Here is a 15717-nt window from a genome sequence, read left to right as displayed (position 1 = left end):
CTTGCTTGAACCTAATCGCCTGAATAGCGCTGTTCGGCCCAGGGGTCTCCGCGGTTATGATAGCCGCGGACTTCCCAGAAACCCGGCGCGTCTTCGGTCACGAATTCGATGGCCTGGAGCCACTTTGCGCTCTTCCAGAAATAGAGGTGCGGCACGACAAGCCGCACCGGGCCGCCATGCTCGTCCGACAGCGGCTGACCCGACCAGCTATGGGCCAGCAGCGCGTCCTCGGCGGCAAAGTCTTCAAGCGCAAGGTTGGTGGTGTAGCCATCATGGGAATGCAGCACCACGAAGCGCGCATCGTCACGCGGCTGGCAGGCCGCGAGCAGCTCGCGCGTCGCAAGCCCCTCCCATTCATTGTCGTAGCGCGACCACGTTGTCACGCAATGGATGTCGGAAGTGAACTGCGCCTGCCTCTGCGCCGCGAACTCGGCATAGGTCCAGAACACCGGATTGTCGACCGCGCCGTAGACGTCGAGCCGCCAGCGATCGCGCGACACGGGTGGCATGACGCCGAGATCCAGCACCGGCCAATCCCTGGTCAGGTGCTGGCCCGGCGGTAGGCGTTGGTCTTCCGGACGCGTGATCTTGCCGGTGAGAAAGCGGCCTTCGCGCGCCCATTTCTCCTTGGTGCGTGTCAGCTTGCTGTCGGATGGTGTCTCGTCGGACATGAGCTACTCGTGGCGATGCATCGCGGAGGCATGCTTGGTGTCGCGCATGGTGGAATAGATGATCAGCGACAGGCAGATGACGCCGGCGAGATAATAGTAGAACCATTCCTCGCGCCCGATGCTCTTGAAATAGAGCGCGATCGCCGGCGCCGTGCCGCCGAAGATCGAGACCGTGATGGCATAGGGCAGGCCGACGCCGAGGGCGCGGACATTGGTCGGGAACAGCTCGGCCTTCACCACCGCGTTGATCGAGGTGTAGCCGGCGACGAACAGCCAGGCGGCGCAGATCAGGATGAACGCCATGAAAGGCGACTTGGTTTCTTTCAGCGTCATCAGGAGCGGCACGGTCGCGAGCGTGCCGGCGACGCCGAAGAAGATTAAAAGTGGCTTGCGGCCAATCTTGTCGGAGATCGCGCCATAGATCGGCTGCAGGATGGTTGCGAAGATCAGCGTGCCGAAGATCACGAAGGTGGTCTGGTCTTCGGTCAGCCCGACCGAGAGCTTGACGAAGGTCTGCATGTAGGTGGTGAAGGTGTAGAACGCCGCGGTGCCGCCGGCAGTGAGGCCGACCACCAGCAGCAGTTCGCGCGGATAGCGCAGCAGGTTCGTGAGCGAGCCGGTCGGCTTCACCACCTTCCTGGCTTCCTCGAAGGCTTCAGTCTCGTGCAGATTGCGCCGCATCACGGCGGCAAAGATCGCGAGCGCCGCGCCGATCGCGAACGGGATACGCCAGCCCCAGGCCTTGAGCTCGTCGGGCGTGAGGAAGACCTTTTGCAGGAGCAGCAGCACGATGATCGCGGTGAGCTGGCCTCCGATCAGCGTGACGTACTGAAAGCTCGAATAGAAGCCGCGATGCTTGGGATCAGCGACCTCGCTCAAATAGGTGGCACTGGCGCCATATTCGCCGCCGAGGCTCAGGCCCTCGATCACGCGGGCCAGCGCCAGGATCACCGGGGCGGCAAGGCCGATCGTGGCATAGGTCGGCGTCAGCGCGATGATCAGCGAACCGAAGCACATGAAGACGACGGATAGCGTCAGCGAAATCCGTCGGCCAAAATGATCGGCGATGTAGCCGAACAGCCAGCCCCCAAGCGGCCGCATCAGGAAGGTCGCCGCGAACACCACGGCGACGTTCAATTGTTGGACGACGGGATCGTTACCAGGGAAGAAGGCCGGGGCGAAATAGAGCGCGAACGCCGTATAGGCGTAGAAGTCGTACCACTCGACGAGATTGCCGATCGAGCCGATGAAGATCGCCTTGATCCGACGCCTGGCGTCGGCGAGGTCGATGTGGTTGGAGGCCGGTTGGGTTGCTTGCTCAGTCACGTCCGGCCCCTCTTGGTCTTGGAAGGGCTTACATCGCCTTTCCAAGCAGAAATGGCAACTGGCGGGGGCCTCTCACCGTACCCTGCGACCAGGTCACGGTGCCTGCCGGATCGAGCCGGAAGTCCGGAATCCGCTTCAGCCGCTCCTCCAGCGCCACCTGCATCTCCATCCGCGCCAGGTTGGAACCGACGCAGCGGTGGATGCCGAGGCCGAAAGCGGCATGGCGGTTCTCCCGGCGGTCGATCACGACTTTGTCAGCGTCCGGAAACATTTTTGGGTCGCGGTTCGCGGCCGGGAAAGACAGCAACACCATGTTGCCCGCCTTGACCGGGCAGCCTGAAATCGTGGTCTCCTTGACCACCTCGCGGGCCATGGTCACCGGCGAATAGGCCCGCAGCAGCTCCTCCACGGCGGTCGGGATCAACCCGGGTTCGGCGATCAGCCGCTCGCGGTCGGCCGGCGTCCGGGCGAGATGCCAAAGCGACGAGCCGATCGCGCTCCAGGTGGTGTCGATGCCGGCGATCAGAAGCAGACGCAGCGAACCCAGCACGTGCGACTCTTCCAGCGGCTGGCCTTCCTTGTTCTTGGCATTCATCAGATAGGAGATGAGATCGTTGGTCGGCTTCGACCTCCGCTCCTCGATATGCGTCCTGAAATAGGCGCTCATCTCCTGCACCGCCTCGAGCAGCTTGTTCTCGTCCTTGATGCCGAGTTCCAGGATCATGTGGATCCAGTTGATGAAGAGATCACTGTCGCTCTCGGGGATGCCGAGCATGTGCGCGATGGCCTGAACCGGGATGTATTTGCCATAGCGCGCCGCGGCGTCGACTTTGTCGTCGGCGATGAACCCGTCGATCAGCTCGTTGCAGATCGCACGCATCCGAGGCTCGAGCTTCTTCATCGCATCCGGCGTGAACGGCGGCAGTAGCAATTGCTTGGCCGGCTTGTGCACGGGCGGATCCGAAGTTATCGGCGGCGCCGCGTTCCTGGCGACCTCGGGGCGCACGTCGCGCACGATGATGCGGCGCGACGAGAAATGCTTGGTGTCGTTGGCGATTTCGCGCACCGCCTCATAGGTCGTCGGCATGTAGCAGCCGAGAAAGCGCTCGGTATGCACGACCGGGCTCGCGGTGCGCAGCTCCTTCCAGATCGGGAAGGGATCGTCCGTCCATTGCGGATCGGTGTGGTCGAAATCGTTGACCCAGTCGGTCACAGGCGGATGGGCGGCGGGCTGGCTGACGTCGGACATGGCAGGAAAATCCCTTGAAAATCGAAAATCCCTTGAAAATCCCTTGGGGCTCGTGTTCGCTGAAGGCACGCGAAGGCGCGGGCAGGGCCGCGCTACTCCTCGATCACATCGATCGCGATTTCCGGGCAGTTGGATTTGGCAAGCCAGGCCTTGTCTTCGAGGCCCGGCGGAACCGTGCCGTCTCCAACCTCATGGGCGTTGCCATATTCGTCGAGTTCGAACAGCTCCGGCGCCAGCGCCTTGCAGCGTGCGTGGCCCTGGCATTTGTCGGGATCGACGTGAACTCGCAGTCGTTCTGCCATTGCGGCTCCCTCGGTCGTATGCGCGTGGCCCGGAGGGCGGCGCGTTCCTCTTGTCAATATTGTCTGCGGCGTTTGCCGCTTATTCTAAGTTATATGCTATTACATTCGCGGCAGGCTTCCCCTGTCAAGCGCAAACTTATAGGCTCCGCCGTAACATGCGTTCACAACTCGCTCGCAAGCCCGAGAACACCTACCACCATGGCGATCTCCGCGACGCCTTGATCAAGGCTGCGTTACGCGAGGCGGAGCAGGGCGGGGCGGAAGCGATCAGCATCAAGGCGCTGGCAAAGCAGCTCGGGGTTTCGCAGCCGGCGCCCTACCGTCATTTCGCCGATCGCGAGGCCTTGCTTGCCGCAGTGACGGCAGAGGCATTCCGGCAATTCAGTACGATGTTGCGCGAAGCGATGGCGAAGCCATCAAAGCAATCGAAACTGTCGCGGCTCGCGCAGGCGACGCTCGACTTCGGTCTGCGTCGTAACGGTGTCTACCGCTTGATGTTCGCGTCCCGCACCGTCTCCTGCGCGGCCAAGGGTAGCGAGCTGCACGAGGCCACGCGCGAGACATTCGAGCTCGTGATTGAAGCGCTGGAAGCGCCTGCGGTCGGCTATTTGCGCGAGCGGCAGGCGCTCAAGATCTGGGCCGCGCTGCATGGCGTGGTGATGCTGGCCGAGCAGGGTCTGTTCACCGGCGAGGCCGCACATGCTACGCGCGAGGAATTGGTCGAGGATTTTGTGAACGAAACGAAGGTGGCGCTCGTCGTCGCGATCAAGGATGCGCAGCGTCGTAAGAAGGCGGGCGCTTAAGCTTTCGCTGCGAGCAGCCTTATCAGCTTCTCGACCGCGCTATCAGGCGTTGTCACGACGGGACGGCCGGTGGCTTCTGCGACGAGCGGCCCGGTTGATGCAATGCTGAACTGGGCCAGCGCGATGACGTCGCAATCGCGCAAGTCCTTTGACGTCTCGACGATCAGCCGGTCATGCGTGGCGCGGTCGCCGCGGTCAAGTGCAGCCAGCGCACCCTCAGCAAGCTTTGGCACGATCTGGACGGAGGCCGGAAACTCCGGCGGCATAGAGACCAGTGTCGGCGGGAAAGTCGAGAGCAGGCCGATCTTCTTGCCCATCGTTACGGCTCGTTCGATCATCGCTTCGTTCGGCTTCAGCACCGGCATCGACGCATGCGCCCCCGCGACGGCCTCGATGCAGGGACCGAAGGCCGAGCAGGTGAACAGGATCGCGTTCGCCCCTGTCGCTGCCGCATAATCGCCGAGCGCAAGAAAGCGCTCGTTCATGGCATCGTTGAGCTTGCCGTCGCGCGCCAGATCCGCCGACAGGCTGTCGTCGAGCAGGTTCATCAGCCGCGCCTCCGGCCACGCCGCCGCGAATGCCGCCTCGATTGGGGCGATGGAGTGTTTGAGGGCGTGGATCAGGGCGATGCGAGGGGACGTTGTCATTGAACGTAGTACCTAGGTCTCGTGCCCCGGACGCAGCGCAATGCGCAGTATTGCGCTGCAGAGCCGGGGCCCATTGTGGCCTCTGGGTCCCGGCTCAGCGCAGCAGCGTTGCACGCTGCAGCGCGTCCGGGACACGGGAGACGTCTACTTGAACGGCAGCGCGTACATCAAGCCGCCCTTGCTCCAGAGGCCGTTGAGACCGCGCTCGAGCTTGAGTGGGCTCGCCTTGCCGACATTGCGCTCGTAGATCTCGCCGTAATTGCCGGTGGCCTTGATCGCGGTGGCCAGCCATTTGTTGTCGAGACCGAGCCGCGAGCCGAGATCGCCGGAGGCTCCTAACAGGCGCTGGATCGCGGGCGTCTGCGACTTCGTCATCTCGTCGACATTGGCCTGCGTCACGCCGAGCTCCTCGGCTTCGATCAGGCCGTAATGCAGCCAGGTGATGATGTCGCTCCAGACCTCGTCGCCGTTGCGGGTGAAGGGCCCGAGCGGCTCCTTGCTGATGGTCTGCGGCAGCACGACGTAGTCGGCCGGGTTCGGCGCTGCGGTGGTCACGGCACCGGCAAGCGCGGAGGCGTCCTGGGTCATGGCATCGCAACGGCCACCGAAGAAGGTCTGGTACATGGTGTCGACCCGGTCGAACACCAGCGGCTTCCAGTCGATGCCGTTGGCGCGGCCGTAATCGCCGAGCGTAACTTCATGGGTCGTACCCTGCGCAACGCAGACGGTGGCGCCCTTGAGGTCCTTCAGCTCCTTCACGCCGAGGTCCTTCTTCACGACAAAACCCTGGCCGTCGTAGAAGTTGATCGGTCCCTGCCGCAGGCCCAGCGTGACGCCGCGCAAATAAGTCTGCGTGGAGTTGCGGTAGAGCACGTCGATCTCGCCTGATTGCAGCGCAGTGAAGCGATTCTGTGCGGTCAGCGAAACGTAACGCACCTTGTTGGGATCACCGAGCACGCCGGCCGCGAGCGCGCGGCAATAATCGACGTCGAGGCCTTTGTAATTGCCTTGCGAGTCCGGTGCCGAGAAGCCGGCAAAGCCCGCGCTGACGCCGCACACCAATGTGCCGCGGCTCTTGACCGTGTCGAGCGTCGCCGCGTGGGCGACAACCGTCGATGCCGCGAGCACGCCCGCTGCAATAACCACTTTCCTCATCATGCTACTCTCCCCTCAGTGATTGACACTACGCAACAAGTTGTCGACGGCCGTGCCGAGCTTGTCGACGATCTGATCGATCTCGTCAGCCGAAGCGATATAGGGCGGCGCCAGCAGCACATGGTCGCCGCGGACGCCATCCACGGTGCCGCCGCCCGGATAACAGCCGAGCCCGTTGGCGAAGGCTTCCGCCTTGATCTTTTGATTGAGCTTGAGCGCCGGATCGAACGAGGTGCGGCTGGCACGATCAGCGACGAGCTCGATCGCCCAGAACAGCCCGCGGCCTCTGATATCCCCGACATGGCGGTGATTGCCGAAGCGTTCGGTTAACCGCTGCTCGAGCTGCTTGCCGCGCTGCTTCACTTGCTCAAGCAGATTGTCCTCCCGGATCACATCCTGCACCGCGAGCGCAGCCGCGCAGGCGAGGGGGTGCGCGAGATAAGTATGGCCGTGCTGGAATGCTCCGGAGCCGGAGCGGATGGTGTCGATGATCTTGCCGCTCGCAAGCATTGCGCCGATCGGCTGATAGCCGCCGCCGAGGCCCTTGGCGATCGCCTGGATGTCCGGGGCGATGCCTTCTTGCTGCCAGGCATGCGTCGTGCCGGTGCGGCCCATGCCGCACATGACCTCGTCGAGGACGAGAAGAGCGCCGTGCCGGTCGCAGATCTCGCGCACGACCTTGAAGTAGCCGTCCGGTGCCGTGACCGCGCCGGCTGTGGCGCCGACGACGGGTTCGGCCAGGAACGCCGCAACGGTGTTCGGACCAAGCCGCTGGAACTCGGCTTCGAGCTCCGCGGCGAGGCGTGCCACGAATTGCGCATCCGATTCACCGTCGTGCTTCTCGTGATACGCGAAGGCCGGCGTCACATGGCTGAATGCGGCCGAGAGCAGCGGCGCGTAGGGCGCGCGACGCCAGGCATTGCCGCCGGCAGCGAGTGCGCCAAGCGTGTTGCCGTGATAGCTCTGCCGCCGCGCGATGAAATGTTGTCGCCGCGGTTCGCCGCGTTCGATGAAATATTGCCGAGCGAGCTTGATGCTGGCTTCGATCGCCTCCGATCCGCCGCTGACGAAGTAGGCGTAGGCGAGACCGCCGGGCTCATGGCCGACCAGCGTCTCAGCCAGCGCCTCGGCCGGCTCGGAGGAGAAGAAGGCGGTGTGCGCATAGGCGAGTGTCGAGGCCTGCTTCGCCATCGCCGCGATCACGCGGGGATGCTGGTGGCCGAGGCAGGAGACTGCTGCGCCCCCGGATGCGTCGATCACGCGCCGCCCATCCTCGGCAAACAGATAGACGCCCTCGCCGCCGATCGCCTTGGGCGGCGTCTCACGCAACGAGCGATGCAGCACGCGGCTGGTGCGGGTGCTCATGGGTCAACCTTTCTCTGCGACGTAAGTGGAGGCCGCGGCGAGCCGGGCCTCGGTATCCTGAAGGCGCTTCCTGGCGGCCGTGCCGCCGAGCGAGAACGTCACCGCGGCGAGCGACTGCGCAATCGCGAGCGCGCCGGTGAGGCTCGGGAAGAAGCCGGGCGAGGAGGCGGCTTCGAACAGCAACACGTGGTCGGCGCCCTCGGCCATCGGCGCGGCCACGCTGTCCGCGATCGCGATCAGCGTCGTACCGGCGCGATAGGCGGCTTGCGCGACCCGGACGCTGGCGTTGGTATAGGGCATGAAGCCGATGACGATCACGGCCTCGCCGGGGCTGAAGGCGCCAAGATCGAGATCGTCAGGGCCGGACGCGCCGACGATCTGCACCTGTTCGGGGCGAAACAGCCGGAGCTCGTAGTTGAGCAATTCCGCGACGCTGCGGCAGCTGCGATAGCCGGTGATCCAGATCCGTTTTGCACCGTGCAGCGTGCGGGCCGCGTCCGCGATCGCGTGGGCGGAGATGCGCGGCAGATCCGCGGCCTCGGCCTCGAGCTTGTCGGTGATGAGTGTGACGTCGGCGTTCGGGCCGTGGCGGCGGCCTTTGGCGCGAGCCGAGAAGGGCGAGGTCTGCGATGGCCGCCGTGCCTCGGTCAGCGCGGCGCGCAATTCGTCCCAGCCGGAATAGCCGATCGCCTTCGCAAGGCGCGTAAATGCGGCGGGATCGGCGCCGGCTTCCGCCGCGAGATCGCGCATCGAACGGGTCGTGGCGTCGTAGTCATTGGCCGCGACGAAACGCCCGACCTCCTGCAGGCGCAAGGGGAGCGATGGCAACGCAATGCGGAGTTCGCTCAAGGGCGAAGATTTCGCGGGCTCGGCCATGAAACATTTGTTGCACGGTTCTTGGATTGGTGCAACAGTTGACGCGCGCCGCCGAAAATCGCTGTTTTCAGGAAGGATTTTTGTGCCGTGACCTCCGATGATCCCAGGCCGCCGCCGCGCCGCGGCTTTTTTGGCGCGCTCGGGCCGAACGAGTTGAAGGGCCTGTTCTGGCAGGTGCTGGTGGTCGGCATCGCGGTCGCCGTCATCGCCTTCCTCTGGTCCAATACCGTCACCAACCTCTCGGCTCGCCGCATCACCACCGGCTTTTCCTTTCTCGGCCGCGAAGCCGGCATGCCGATCGCCGACAGCCTGCTCGCGTACAATCCGAGAGACAGCTACCTCTGGGCCTTCGTCGTCGGCGTCGCCAATACGCTGCGCGTCGCCGTGATCGGCGTCGTGCTCGCGACCATTCTGGGCACGCTGATCGGGATTTCGCGACTGTCCGCAAACTGGCTGCTGTCGCGACTCGCTGCCGTCTATGTCGAGGTCCTGCGCGACATTCCCCTGCTGCTTCAGCTGCTGTTCTGGTACGTGCTGATGCAGGCGCTGCCGGCCGCACGCGCGGCGTGGCGTCCGGTCGAGGGCGTTTTCCTCTCCAATCGCGGCCTGATCCTGCCGGCGATCCCGCTTGGCTCGACCCAGCTCTGGGTTCTCGGCACGGCCGTGCTGGGCTGCGCTGCATTCCTTGTCATTCAGCGCTGGCTCGTCGCCCAGCAGATGCGCGACGGCAAGCCGCGGCCGGCATGGCCCTTTGCGCTCGGCCTCATCGTGGTACTGCCAGCGGCGGTGTCGCTGTCGCTTGGCGTGTCGTGGAAGATCGAATGGCCGGAGCTGCGCGGCTTCAACTTCGTCGGCGGGTTGACGCTTGCGCCGGAATATTTCGCGCTGCTGATTGCGCTCGTCACCTACACCTCGGCCTTCATTGCCGAGATCGTGCGCAGTGGCATCCAGTCGGTGCCGCGCGGCCAGTGGGATGCTGCCAGCGCGCTCGGCCTGCGCCGCAGCTTCATGCTGCGGCAGATCATCCTGCCGCAGGCGCTGCGCGTGATCGTGCCGCCGATGACCAGCCAGTATCTCAATTTGACCAAGAACTCCTCGCTCGCGGTCGCGATCGGTTATCAGGACGTGGTCTCGGTCGCCAACACCACGCTGAACCAGACCGGGCAGGCGATCGAGGCGATCTCGCTGATCATGGCTGTCTTCCTCACCATCAGCCTTGGCATCAGCTTCTTCATGAACTGGTTCAATGCGCGCATCGCGCTGTCGGAGCGCTGAGCATGACCGCGATCACTGACATGCCGGACCTGCCGCGCCCCGCCCGCCGCCCGCAAATTGGCAATCCGGTGCTGCGCTGGCTGCGCACCAATCTGTTCTCGTCGATTCCCAACGGCATCCTCTCGGTGGTGTTGCTGGCGGTGCTGGCGAAAGGCGTGATCAGCTTCGTGCAGTGGGGCATCGCCAACGCGGTCTGGCTCACGCCGGCCAACGATTCCAGCGCCTGCAAGGCGGTGCGCGGCCTCGGCGCCTGTTGGGCCATCATCCCCGAAAAATACCGCTTCATCCTGTTCGGCACCTATCCGTTCGACGAGCAATGGCGGCCAGCGCTGTCCGTGGTGCTGTTCATCGCGTTGTTCTATCTCTCCACCCGCCGCGCCTTGTGGCGGCGCGAGCTCGCCTATCTCTGGATCGGCGCCCTTGCGCTGATCAGCGTGCTGATGTGGGGCGGCGTGTTCGGGCTCCCCTTCGTCTCGCAGGATCGTTGGGGCGGGCTGCCGGTGACATTGATCCTGGCGACGTTCGGATTGGCGTTCGGTTTCCCGCTCGGCATTCTGGTCGCGCTCGGCCGGCGCTCAAAACTGCCGGCGATCCGCTCGCTGAGCGTGGTCTATGTCGAACTGATCCGCGGCGTGCCGCTGGTCAGCCTGCTGTTCATGGCGAGCGTCATGTTTCCGCTGTTCATGCCCAGCGGATTCAACATCGACAAGCTGTTGCGCGCGCAGATCGCGATCATCCTGTTCGCGGGCGCCTATCTTGCCGAAGTCATCCGAGGCGGCCTCCAGGCCGTGCCGCGCGGGCAATATGAGGCCGCCGACGCGCTGGGGCTGTCCTATTGGCGCAAGCACCGGCTGGTCGTTCTGCCGCAGGCGATCCGCCACGTCATCCCGCCGCTGGTCAACACCTTCATCGCCTTCTTCAAGGACACCAGCCTGGTCCTGATCATCGGCATCTTCGACCTGCTGACGACGGCGAAGACCGCGATCATCGATCCGGCCTGGCAGCAGTTTTCGGTGGAAGTCTACATCTTCGTCGCCGCGATCTACTTCGCCTTCTGCTTTGCAATGTCGCGTTATAGCCGGAGCCTGGAAGCGACGAGCGCGAGGTGAAGGTTCTTAACCTCTCCCCGCAAGAGCGGGGCGAGGGTGCGTACCGAGCGTGCGGAGCGCTACTTCTTCGCCCGCGGATCGATCGGCGTCTGCCCGCCCAGGCCCAAAATGTCCTCCAGCACCTTCGCGCCAGCGATCACCTGCGCATCCGCGCGGGGAGCGCCGACGAGCTGCACGCCGACCGGCAAGCCCGAGGCGGTGAAACCGCAAGGCAACGACAGCGACGGGCAGCAGGCGAGCGTAATGGCGTAGACGATGCCGAGCCATTCGACGTAGTTCTCAAATTTCTTGCCTGCGCATTCCGCGACATAGCGGTTCTCGATCGGGAAGGGAGGGACGATCGTGGTCGGCGTCAGCAGGAGATCGTAGGTTTTGAAGAACTCGATCGCGCGTGAGGTCATACCGACGCGCTGCGCTTCGGCGCGTGCGAGCTGCTCGACGGTGAGCTTGAGGCCCTCTTCGATGTTCCAGATCACTTCGGGCTTGAGCAGGTCGCGCTTGGTGCGCAGCAGATTGGCCTTGGTGATCGCGAAATCGAAGGCGCGCAGCACGTGGAAGCATTCGTGCGCCTCGCGCCAGTCCGGATGTGCCTCCTCGACGATGGCGCCGGCTTCCGCGAAGCGCTCGGCCGCCTTGCGTGTGATCGCCTGTACCTCGGGATCAACCGGTGTGATGCCGAGATTGGGCGAGTAGGCGATGCGTTTTGGCTTCTTGCCCGAGCGCGCGGCCGACAGGAAGGAGGTTGTCGGCGCCGGCAGCGACAGCGGATCGTCCGCATAGTCGCCGCTCATGGCGTCGAGCAGCAATGCGAGGTCCTCGACATTGCGCGCCATCGGGCCGACGACGCCGAGATTGCGATCGATGCCCGATTTGGGAGTATGCGCGACGCGGCCGATGCTCGGCCGCATGCCGACGATTCCGCAGAAGGCCGCAGGGCTGCGCAAGGAGCCACCCATGTCGGAACCCTGCGCCAGCCAGGCCATCCCCGTCGCGAGTGCCACCGCCGCGCCGCCGGAGGAGCCGGCCGCCGACTTGGTCGTATCCCAGGGATTGAGCGTCGCGCCGAACACTTCGTTGAAGGTGTTGGCGCCGGCGCCGAATTCCGGCGTGTTGGACTTGGCGTAGACGACCGCGCCATTGGCCTCGAGGTTCTCGACCATGAGGTCGGACGTCGCGGGAATGTTGTCCTTGTAGATCGGCGAGCCTTGCGTGTTCAGCACGCCCGCGACATCGGTCAGGTCCTTGATCGGCAGCGGCAGGCCGGCCAGCAGACCGCGCGCGCCGGCCGGCTTCTGCATCAGCGCTTTCGCGTTGGTCCGCGCGCGATCGAAGCATAGCGTCGGCAGAGCGTTGACCTTGCCGTCGACCTCACTGATGCGCTTCTCCAGGACATCCAGCAGTTCGAGTGGAGAGACATCGCCGGAGCGTAGCTTGTCGACGACGGCGCAGGCGGTTTCGCGGATCAGGTCTTGAGACAAGTATTGTGCTCCTATCGGAACAAGGATGAAATCAGTAGGCGCACGGCTGCGCCATGGTCAACATTGCAGTGCAGCGTTGCACTGCCGCTGACTTTGGTCCATTGCAGTGCGGTCAAAAAAAGCGGCGGCTGCCGGACCAAACAAGGACGTTCTCGATGAGCAAGAAACAATACCGGATCGCAGTCGTTCCCGGCGACGGCATCGGCAAGGAAGTGATGCCCGAGGGCCTGCGCGTTTTAGAGGCAGCCGCGAAGAAGCACGGAGTCTCCCTGCATTTCGATCATTTCGACTTCTCGTCCTGGGACTATTACGAGAAGCACGGCCAGATGATGCCGGACGACTGGAAAGAAAAGATTGGCAAGCACGACGCGATTTATTTCGGCGCGGTCGGCTGGCCGGCCAAGATTCCGGATCACGTTTCGCTTTGGGGCTCGCTGATCAAATTCCGTCGCGAGTTCGACCAGTATGTGAATCTGCGCCCGGTGCGGCTGATGCCCGGCGTGCCGTCGCCGCTGGCCAATCGCAAGCCCGGCGACATCGATTTCTGGGTGGTGCGCGAGAACACGGAAGGCGAATATTCCTCCGTCGGCGGCCGCATGTTCCCGGACACCGACCGCGAGTTCGTCACCCAGCAGACGGTGATGACCCGCACCGGCGTCGACCGCATTCTGAAGTTCGCTTTCGAGCTCGCCCAGTCGCGGCCGAAGAAGCATTTGACCTCGGCGACGAAGTCGAACGGCATCTCCATCACCATGCCCTATTGGGACGAGCGGGTGGAGGCGATGGCCAAGAAGTTTCCGGGCGTGAAGTGGGACAAGTACCACATCGACATTTTGACGGCGAACTTCGTGCTGCACCCGGACTGGTTCGACGTTGTCGTCGGCTCCAACCTGTTCGGCGACATCCTCTCCGATCTCGGTCCGGCCTGCACCGGCACGATTGGCATTGCGCCGTCGGGCAATATCAACCCCGAGGGCGATTTCCCCTCGGTGTTCGAACCGGTGCACGGCTCGGCGCCTGACATCGCGGGGCAGGGCATCGCGAACCCGATCGGCGCCATCTGGTCGGGCGCGATGATGCTCGAGCATCTCGGCGAGAAGGTCGCCGGCAAGTCGATCGTCGATGCGATCGAGCGCACGCTGGCGGAGCGCACGCTGCGCACCCGGGATCTCGGCGGCAACGCCGACACCACGGCTTGCGGCAAGGCGGTGGCGGAGATGGTGGATTAGTGGGGACTCGCGAGAGCTAGGCTCCGCCATCGCGGCAAACTCCGTGGTCGTCCCGGACAAGCGCGCCAAACCGCGCGCAGATCCGGGACCCATAGCCACAGGGAGTAATCGCAGCATTCGCAGGTAACTCCGAGTCGTCGCCAAACCACTCCCTGTGGTTATGGGTTCCGGATCAACGCTCCGCTTCGCTGCGCTTGTCCGGGACGACAGCGGTTGTGATTGCTTCGTCCTTGCTCAGCCCACGATCTTCTCGATCGCTGCCTGATCCAGCCCGAACTTCTTGCCGGCCTCCACAATCTCCTGCCAGGTGGTCGGGTCAACCGGGATTCCCTCGGCCAACCGCTTCTGCTTCGTCTCGCGCTCGGGCTCGCCGGCGATCTTCACCTTGTCGACGCCGGGGCCGGGAGGCGAGCCGGTGTGCCAGGCGACAAAGCTCTCGACTTCGCGCGCGAGGTTTTCGCCGGTGCCGAGCTTGTCCGGATCGATGATGATCGAGAGCATGCCGTTGAGGACGTTGTGCTTGCCGTCAGACGGGCCCTTGACCACCTGCCCGCCAGAGAGCGCGCCGCCGAGGATTTCGCACACCAGCGCGAGCCCCGAACCCTTGTGCTCGCCGAACGGCAGGATGGCGCCGTGCGGCGGGATCACGGTGTAGCGCGGATTGACGGTGGGCTTGCCTTCATTGTCGATAATGGTGCCGGGCTCGAGTTCGACGCCCTTGTTGTGCGCGACGCGGGTCTTGCCCTGCGCGATCCTGCTGGTGGCGAAGTCGAGCACGATCGGGTCCTTGCCCCTGCGCGGGATGCCGACGCAGAACGGGTTGGTGCCGTGGCGCGCATCGCTGCCGCCCCAGGGCGCCACGATCGGGCGCGAGATCACGTTGACGAAGTGGATCGAGACCAGCCCGTGGTCGATGCACTGCTCGGCCCAATGGCCGATGCGGCCGATGTGGTGCGCGTTGGAGAGGCCGACGAGGCACACGCCGTTGCGCTTGGCGCGCTCTGCGGCCAGCTCCATCGCTTCATGGCCGATCACCTGGCCGTAGCCGGTGAGGCCGTCGAGGGTGAGAAGCGGACCGGTGTCGAGCACGATCTTGACGTGCTGGTTCACGGCGAGGCCGCCGTTGGTGACGCTCTGGACATAGCGCGGGATCATGCCGACGCCGTGGGAGTCATGTCCTTTGAGATTGGCCTCGACGAGATTGGTGGACACCAGCCCGGCTTCGCGGTCCGTAGACCCGCCCGCCTTGACGATGGCGCGGATGACGTTGGTGAGCGGCTCTGCCTTGATGGTGCGATAGTCGGCCATTGTTGTTGCTCTTATCCTTTCACGATCCGGCGACAATGGACCCATGCCGCTTCAATCAGGTTCTCACTCGCTTCCGGCGTGCGGAACGCCGAATGCGCCGACAGTGTCACGTTCGGAATCTTGGTCAGAGGATGGTCCGCGGGCAGCGGCTCGACGTTGAAGACATCGAGACCGGCGTGACGGATGTGGCCCGACTTCAATGCATCGATCATCGCCTGCTCGTCGACGATCGCGGCGCGCGCGGTGTTGATGAAGACGACGCCCGGCTTCATCTTGGCGATCGCCTCGCGTGTGATCATGCCGCGCGTCTCGTCGTTGAGCAGCAGATGCAGCGATACGACGTCGCTCCGCGCCAGCAGCGTGTCGAGATCGGTGAACGCGACGCCGGGATGGGTCTTCGGCGAGCGATTCCAGGCGATCACCTTCATGCCGCTGCCGGATGCGATGCGCGCGACCTCGGCCGCGATACCTCCGAAGCCGATCAGGCCGAGCGTCTTGCCGGTGAGCTGCATGCCGTCCTCGCGCAGCCAGTTGCCGGCGCGCATCTCGCGGTCCATCATCGCGATGACGCGCGCGGAAGACCACATCAGCGCTATCGCGGACTCCGCTACGGCCGTGTCGCCATAGCCCTTGATCAGATGCACTGAGATGCCGAGCTCGGCGAGCTCCTCCGGATTCATGTAGCTGCGCGCCCCGGTGCCGAGGAACACGACGTGCTTGAGGCCCGCGCATTTCTTCGCGACTTCGGTCGGAAGCGCGGTGTGGTCGACGATCGCGATCTCGGCGCCGTCGAGGATCTCAGGATATTGCTCAGGCTTGATATCAGGGTCCCGGTGGATCCGTACCTTGGGATCATCAGGCTTCTCCAGCCGCTCCATGATCACGGCAAGGGCTTCGTTGGCGTCGACGAAAACTCCGCGCATG

Annotated in this window: 15 protein-coding genes; 4 read left to right on the top strand and 11 right to left on the bottom strand. The window is 64.3% G+C overall.

All coding sequences use genetic code 11. The features are described from left to right. Positions 1–11: 11 nt before the first annotated feature. From YUA_RS0100155 to YUA_RS0100140, 4 genes are all read right to left on the bottom strand, one after another. Positions 12–671, bottom strand: coding sequence for a sulfite oxidase-like oxidoreductase (locus tag YUA_RS0100155; protein ID WP_027528800.1), 660 nt, complete (start codon positions 669–671; stop codon positions 12–14). 3 nt (positions 672–674) lie between these two features. Then, a complete protein-coding gene (locus tag YUA_RS0100150) occupies positions 675–1997 on the bottom strand; it encodes an MFS transporter (protein WP_027528799.1) in 1323 nt (440 codons plus the stop codon). 28 nt (positions 1998–2025) lie between these two features. Continuing rightward, a complete protein-coding gene (locus YUA_RS0100145; protein ID WP_027528798.1) occupies positions 2026–3246 on the bottom strand; it encodes a cytochrome P450 in 1221 nt (406 codons plus the stop codon). 92 nt (positions 3247–3338) lie between these two features. Next, positions 3339–3548: a ferredoxin gene (locus YUA_RS0100140; protein WP_027528797.1), complete on the bottom strand. Its 210-nt coding sequence runs from the start codon at positions 3546–3548 to the stop codon at positions 3339–3341. Positions 3549–3703: 155 nt separating this feature from the next. Between YUA_RS0100140 and YUA_RS0100135 the strand changes: the two genes are divergently transcribed. Next, positions 3704–4351, top strand: a complete 648-nt coding sequence (locus YUA_RS0100135) for a TetR/AcrR family transcriptional regulator (protein ID WP_027528796.1) — start codon at positions 3704–3706, stop codon at positions 4349–4351. Here YUA_RS0100135 and YUA_RS0100130 read toward each other — a convergent pair. From YUA_RS0100130 to YUA_RS0100115, 4 genes are all read right to left on the bottom strand, one after another. Then, complete coding sequence (locus YUA_RS0100130; protein ID WP_027528795.1) at positions 4348–4998, bottom strand: aspartate/glutamate racemase family protein; 651 nt, start codon at positions 4996–4998, stop codon at positions 4348–4350. The two genes, YUA_RS0100135 and YUA_RS0100130, sit on opposite strands and share 4 nt — an antisense overlap. A gap of 144 nt (positions 4999–5142) precedes the next feature. Then, a complete protein-coding gene (locus YUA_RS0100125) occupies positions 5143–6156 on the bottom strand; it encodes an amino acid ABC transporter substrate-binding protein (RefSeq protein WP_027528794.1) in 1014 nt (337 codons plus the stop codon). Positions 6157–6168: 12 nt separating this feature from the next. Further along, positions 6169–7518, bottom strand: a complete 1350-nt coding sequence (locus tag YUA_RS0100120; RefSeq protein ID WP_027528793.1) for an aspartate aminotransferase family protein — start codon at positions 7516–7518, stop codon at positions 6169–6171. Positions 7519–7521: 3 nt separating this feature from the next. Then, a complete protein-coding gene (locus YUA_RS0100115; protein ID WP_027528792.1) occupies positions 7522–8394 on the bottom strand; it encodes a MurR/RpiR family transcriptional regulator in 873 nt (290 codons plus the stop codon). 87 nt (positions 8395–8481) lie between these two features. On the opposite strand from YUA_RS0100115, the gene YUA_RS0100110 reads away from it, so the two are divergent. Together YUA_RS0100110 and YUA_RS0100105 are read left to right on the top strand one after the other, a co-directional pair. Then, positions 8482–9669, top strand: coding sequence for an amino acid ABC transporter permease (locus YUA_RS0100110; RefSeq protein ID WP_027528791.1), 1188 nt, complete (start codon positions 8482–8484; stop codon positions 9667–9669). A gap of 2 nt (positions 9670–9671) precedes the next feature. After that, complete coding sequence (locus tag YUA_RS0100105) at positions 9672–10778, top strand: amino acid ABC transporter permease (protein ID WP_027528790.1); 1107 nt, start codon at positions 9672–9674, stop codon at positions 10776–10778. Between the two features lie 59 nt (positions 10779–10837). On the opposite strand, the gene YUA_RS0100100 is transcribed toward YUA_RS0100105, so the two are convergent. Further along, on the bottom strand, positions 10838–12256 hold the full coding sequence (locus tag YUA_RS0100100; RefSeq protein WP_027528789.1) for an amidase: 1419 nt from the start codon (positions 12254–12256) through the stop codon (positions 10838–10840). 155 nt (positions 12257–12411) lie between these two features. Between YUA_RS0100100 and YUA_RS0100095 the strand changes: the two genes are divergently transcribed. Then, positions 12412–13485 (top strand): tartrate dehydrogenase, encoded by a 1074-nt coding sequence (locus YUA_RS0100095; protein ID WP_027528788.1) that lies wholly within the window; start codon positions 12412–12414, stop codon positions 13483–13485. Between the two features lie 234 nt (positions 13486–13719). Here the strand turns inward: YUA_RS0100095 and YUA_RS0100090 are convergent, their stop codons facing one another. Next, positions 13720–14793, bottom strand: coding sequence for a malate/lactate/ureidoglycolate dehydrogenase (locus tag YUA_RS0100090; RefSeq protein ID WP_027528787.1), 1074 nt, complete (start codon positions 14791–14793; stop codon positions 13720–13722). A gap of 11 nt (positions 14794–14804) precedes the next feature. Beyond that, the gene (locus YUA_RS0100085) at positions 14805–15716 is read right to left on the bottom strand and encodes an NAD(P)-dependent oxidoreductase (protein WP_027528786.1); all 912 of its coding nucleotides are present in this window, start codon (positions 15714–15716) and stop codon (positions 14805–14807) included. Position 15717 lies beyond the last annotated feature (1 nt).

It is taken from the genome of Bradyrhizobium sp. WSM3983 (assembly GCF_000473045.1).
GTDB lineage: Bacteria > Pseudomonadota > Alphaproteobacteria > Rhizobiales > Xanthobacteraceae > Bradyrhizobium.
This window is presented reverse-complemented; position numbering and strand designations above follow the sequence as displayed.

Excerpts from the sequence above, each read along its gene's own strand:
- YUA_RS0100085 (WP_027528786.1), bottom strand. The coding sequence starts at position 15,716 with ATGCGCGGAGTTTTCGTCGACGCCAACGAAGCCCTTGCCGTGATCATG.
- YUA_RS0100095 (WP_027528788.1), top strand. The coding sequence starts at position 12,412 with ATGAGCAAGAAACAATACCGGATCGCAGTCGTTCCCGGCGACGGCATC.
- YUA_RS0100155 (WP_027528800.1), bottom strand. The coding sequence starts at position 671 with ATGTCCGACGAGACACCATCCGACAGCAAGCTGACACGCACCAAGGAG.
- YUA_RS0100145 (WP_027528798.1), bottom strand. The coding sequence starts at position 3,246 with ATGTCCGACGTCAGCCAGCCCGCCGCCCATCCGCCTGTGACCGACTGG.
- YUA_RS0100140 (WP_027528797.1), bottom strand. The coding sequence starts at position 3,548 with ATGGCAGAACGACTGCGAGTTCACGTCGATCCCGACAAATGCCAGGGC.
- YUA_RS0100125 (WP_027528794.1), bottom strand. The coding sequence starts at position 6,156 with ATGATGAGGAAAGTGGTTATTGCAGCGGGCGTGCTCGCGGCATCGACG.
- YUA_RS0100135 (WP_027528796.1), top strand. The coding sequence starts at position 3,704 with ATGCGTTCACAACTCGCTCGCAAGCCCGAGAACACCTACCACCATGGC.
- YUA_RS0100130 (WP_027528795.1), bottom strand. The coding sequence starts at position 4,998 with ATGACAACGTCCCCTCGCATCGCCCTGATCCACGCCCTCAAACACTCC.
- YUA_RS0100115 (WP_027528792.1), bottom strand. The coding sequence starts at position 8,394 with ATGGCCGAGCCCGCGAAATCTTCGCCCTTGAGCGAACTCCGCATTGCG.
- YUA_RS0100120 (WP_027528793.1), bottom strand. The coding sequence starts at position 7,518 with ATGAGCACCCGCACCAGCCGCGTGCTGCATCGCTCGTTGCGTGAGACG.
- YUA_RS0100090 (WP_027528787.1), bottom strand. The coding sequence starts at position 14,793 with ATGGCCGACTATCGCACCATCAAGGCAGAGCCGCTCACCAACGTCATC.
- YUA_RS0100105 (WP_027528790.1), top strand. The coding sequence starts at position 9,672 with ATGACCGCGATCACTGACATGCCGGACCTGCCGCGCCCCGCCCGCCGC.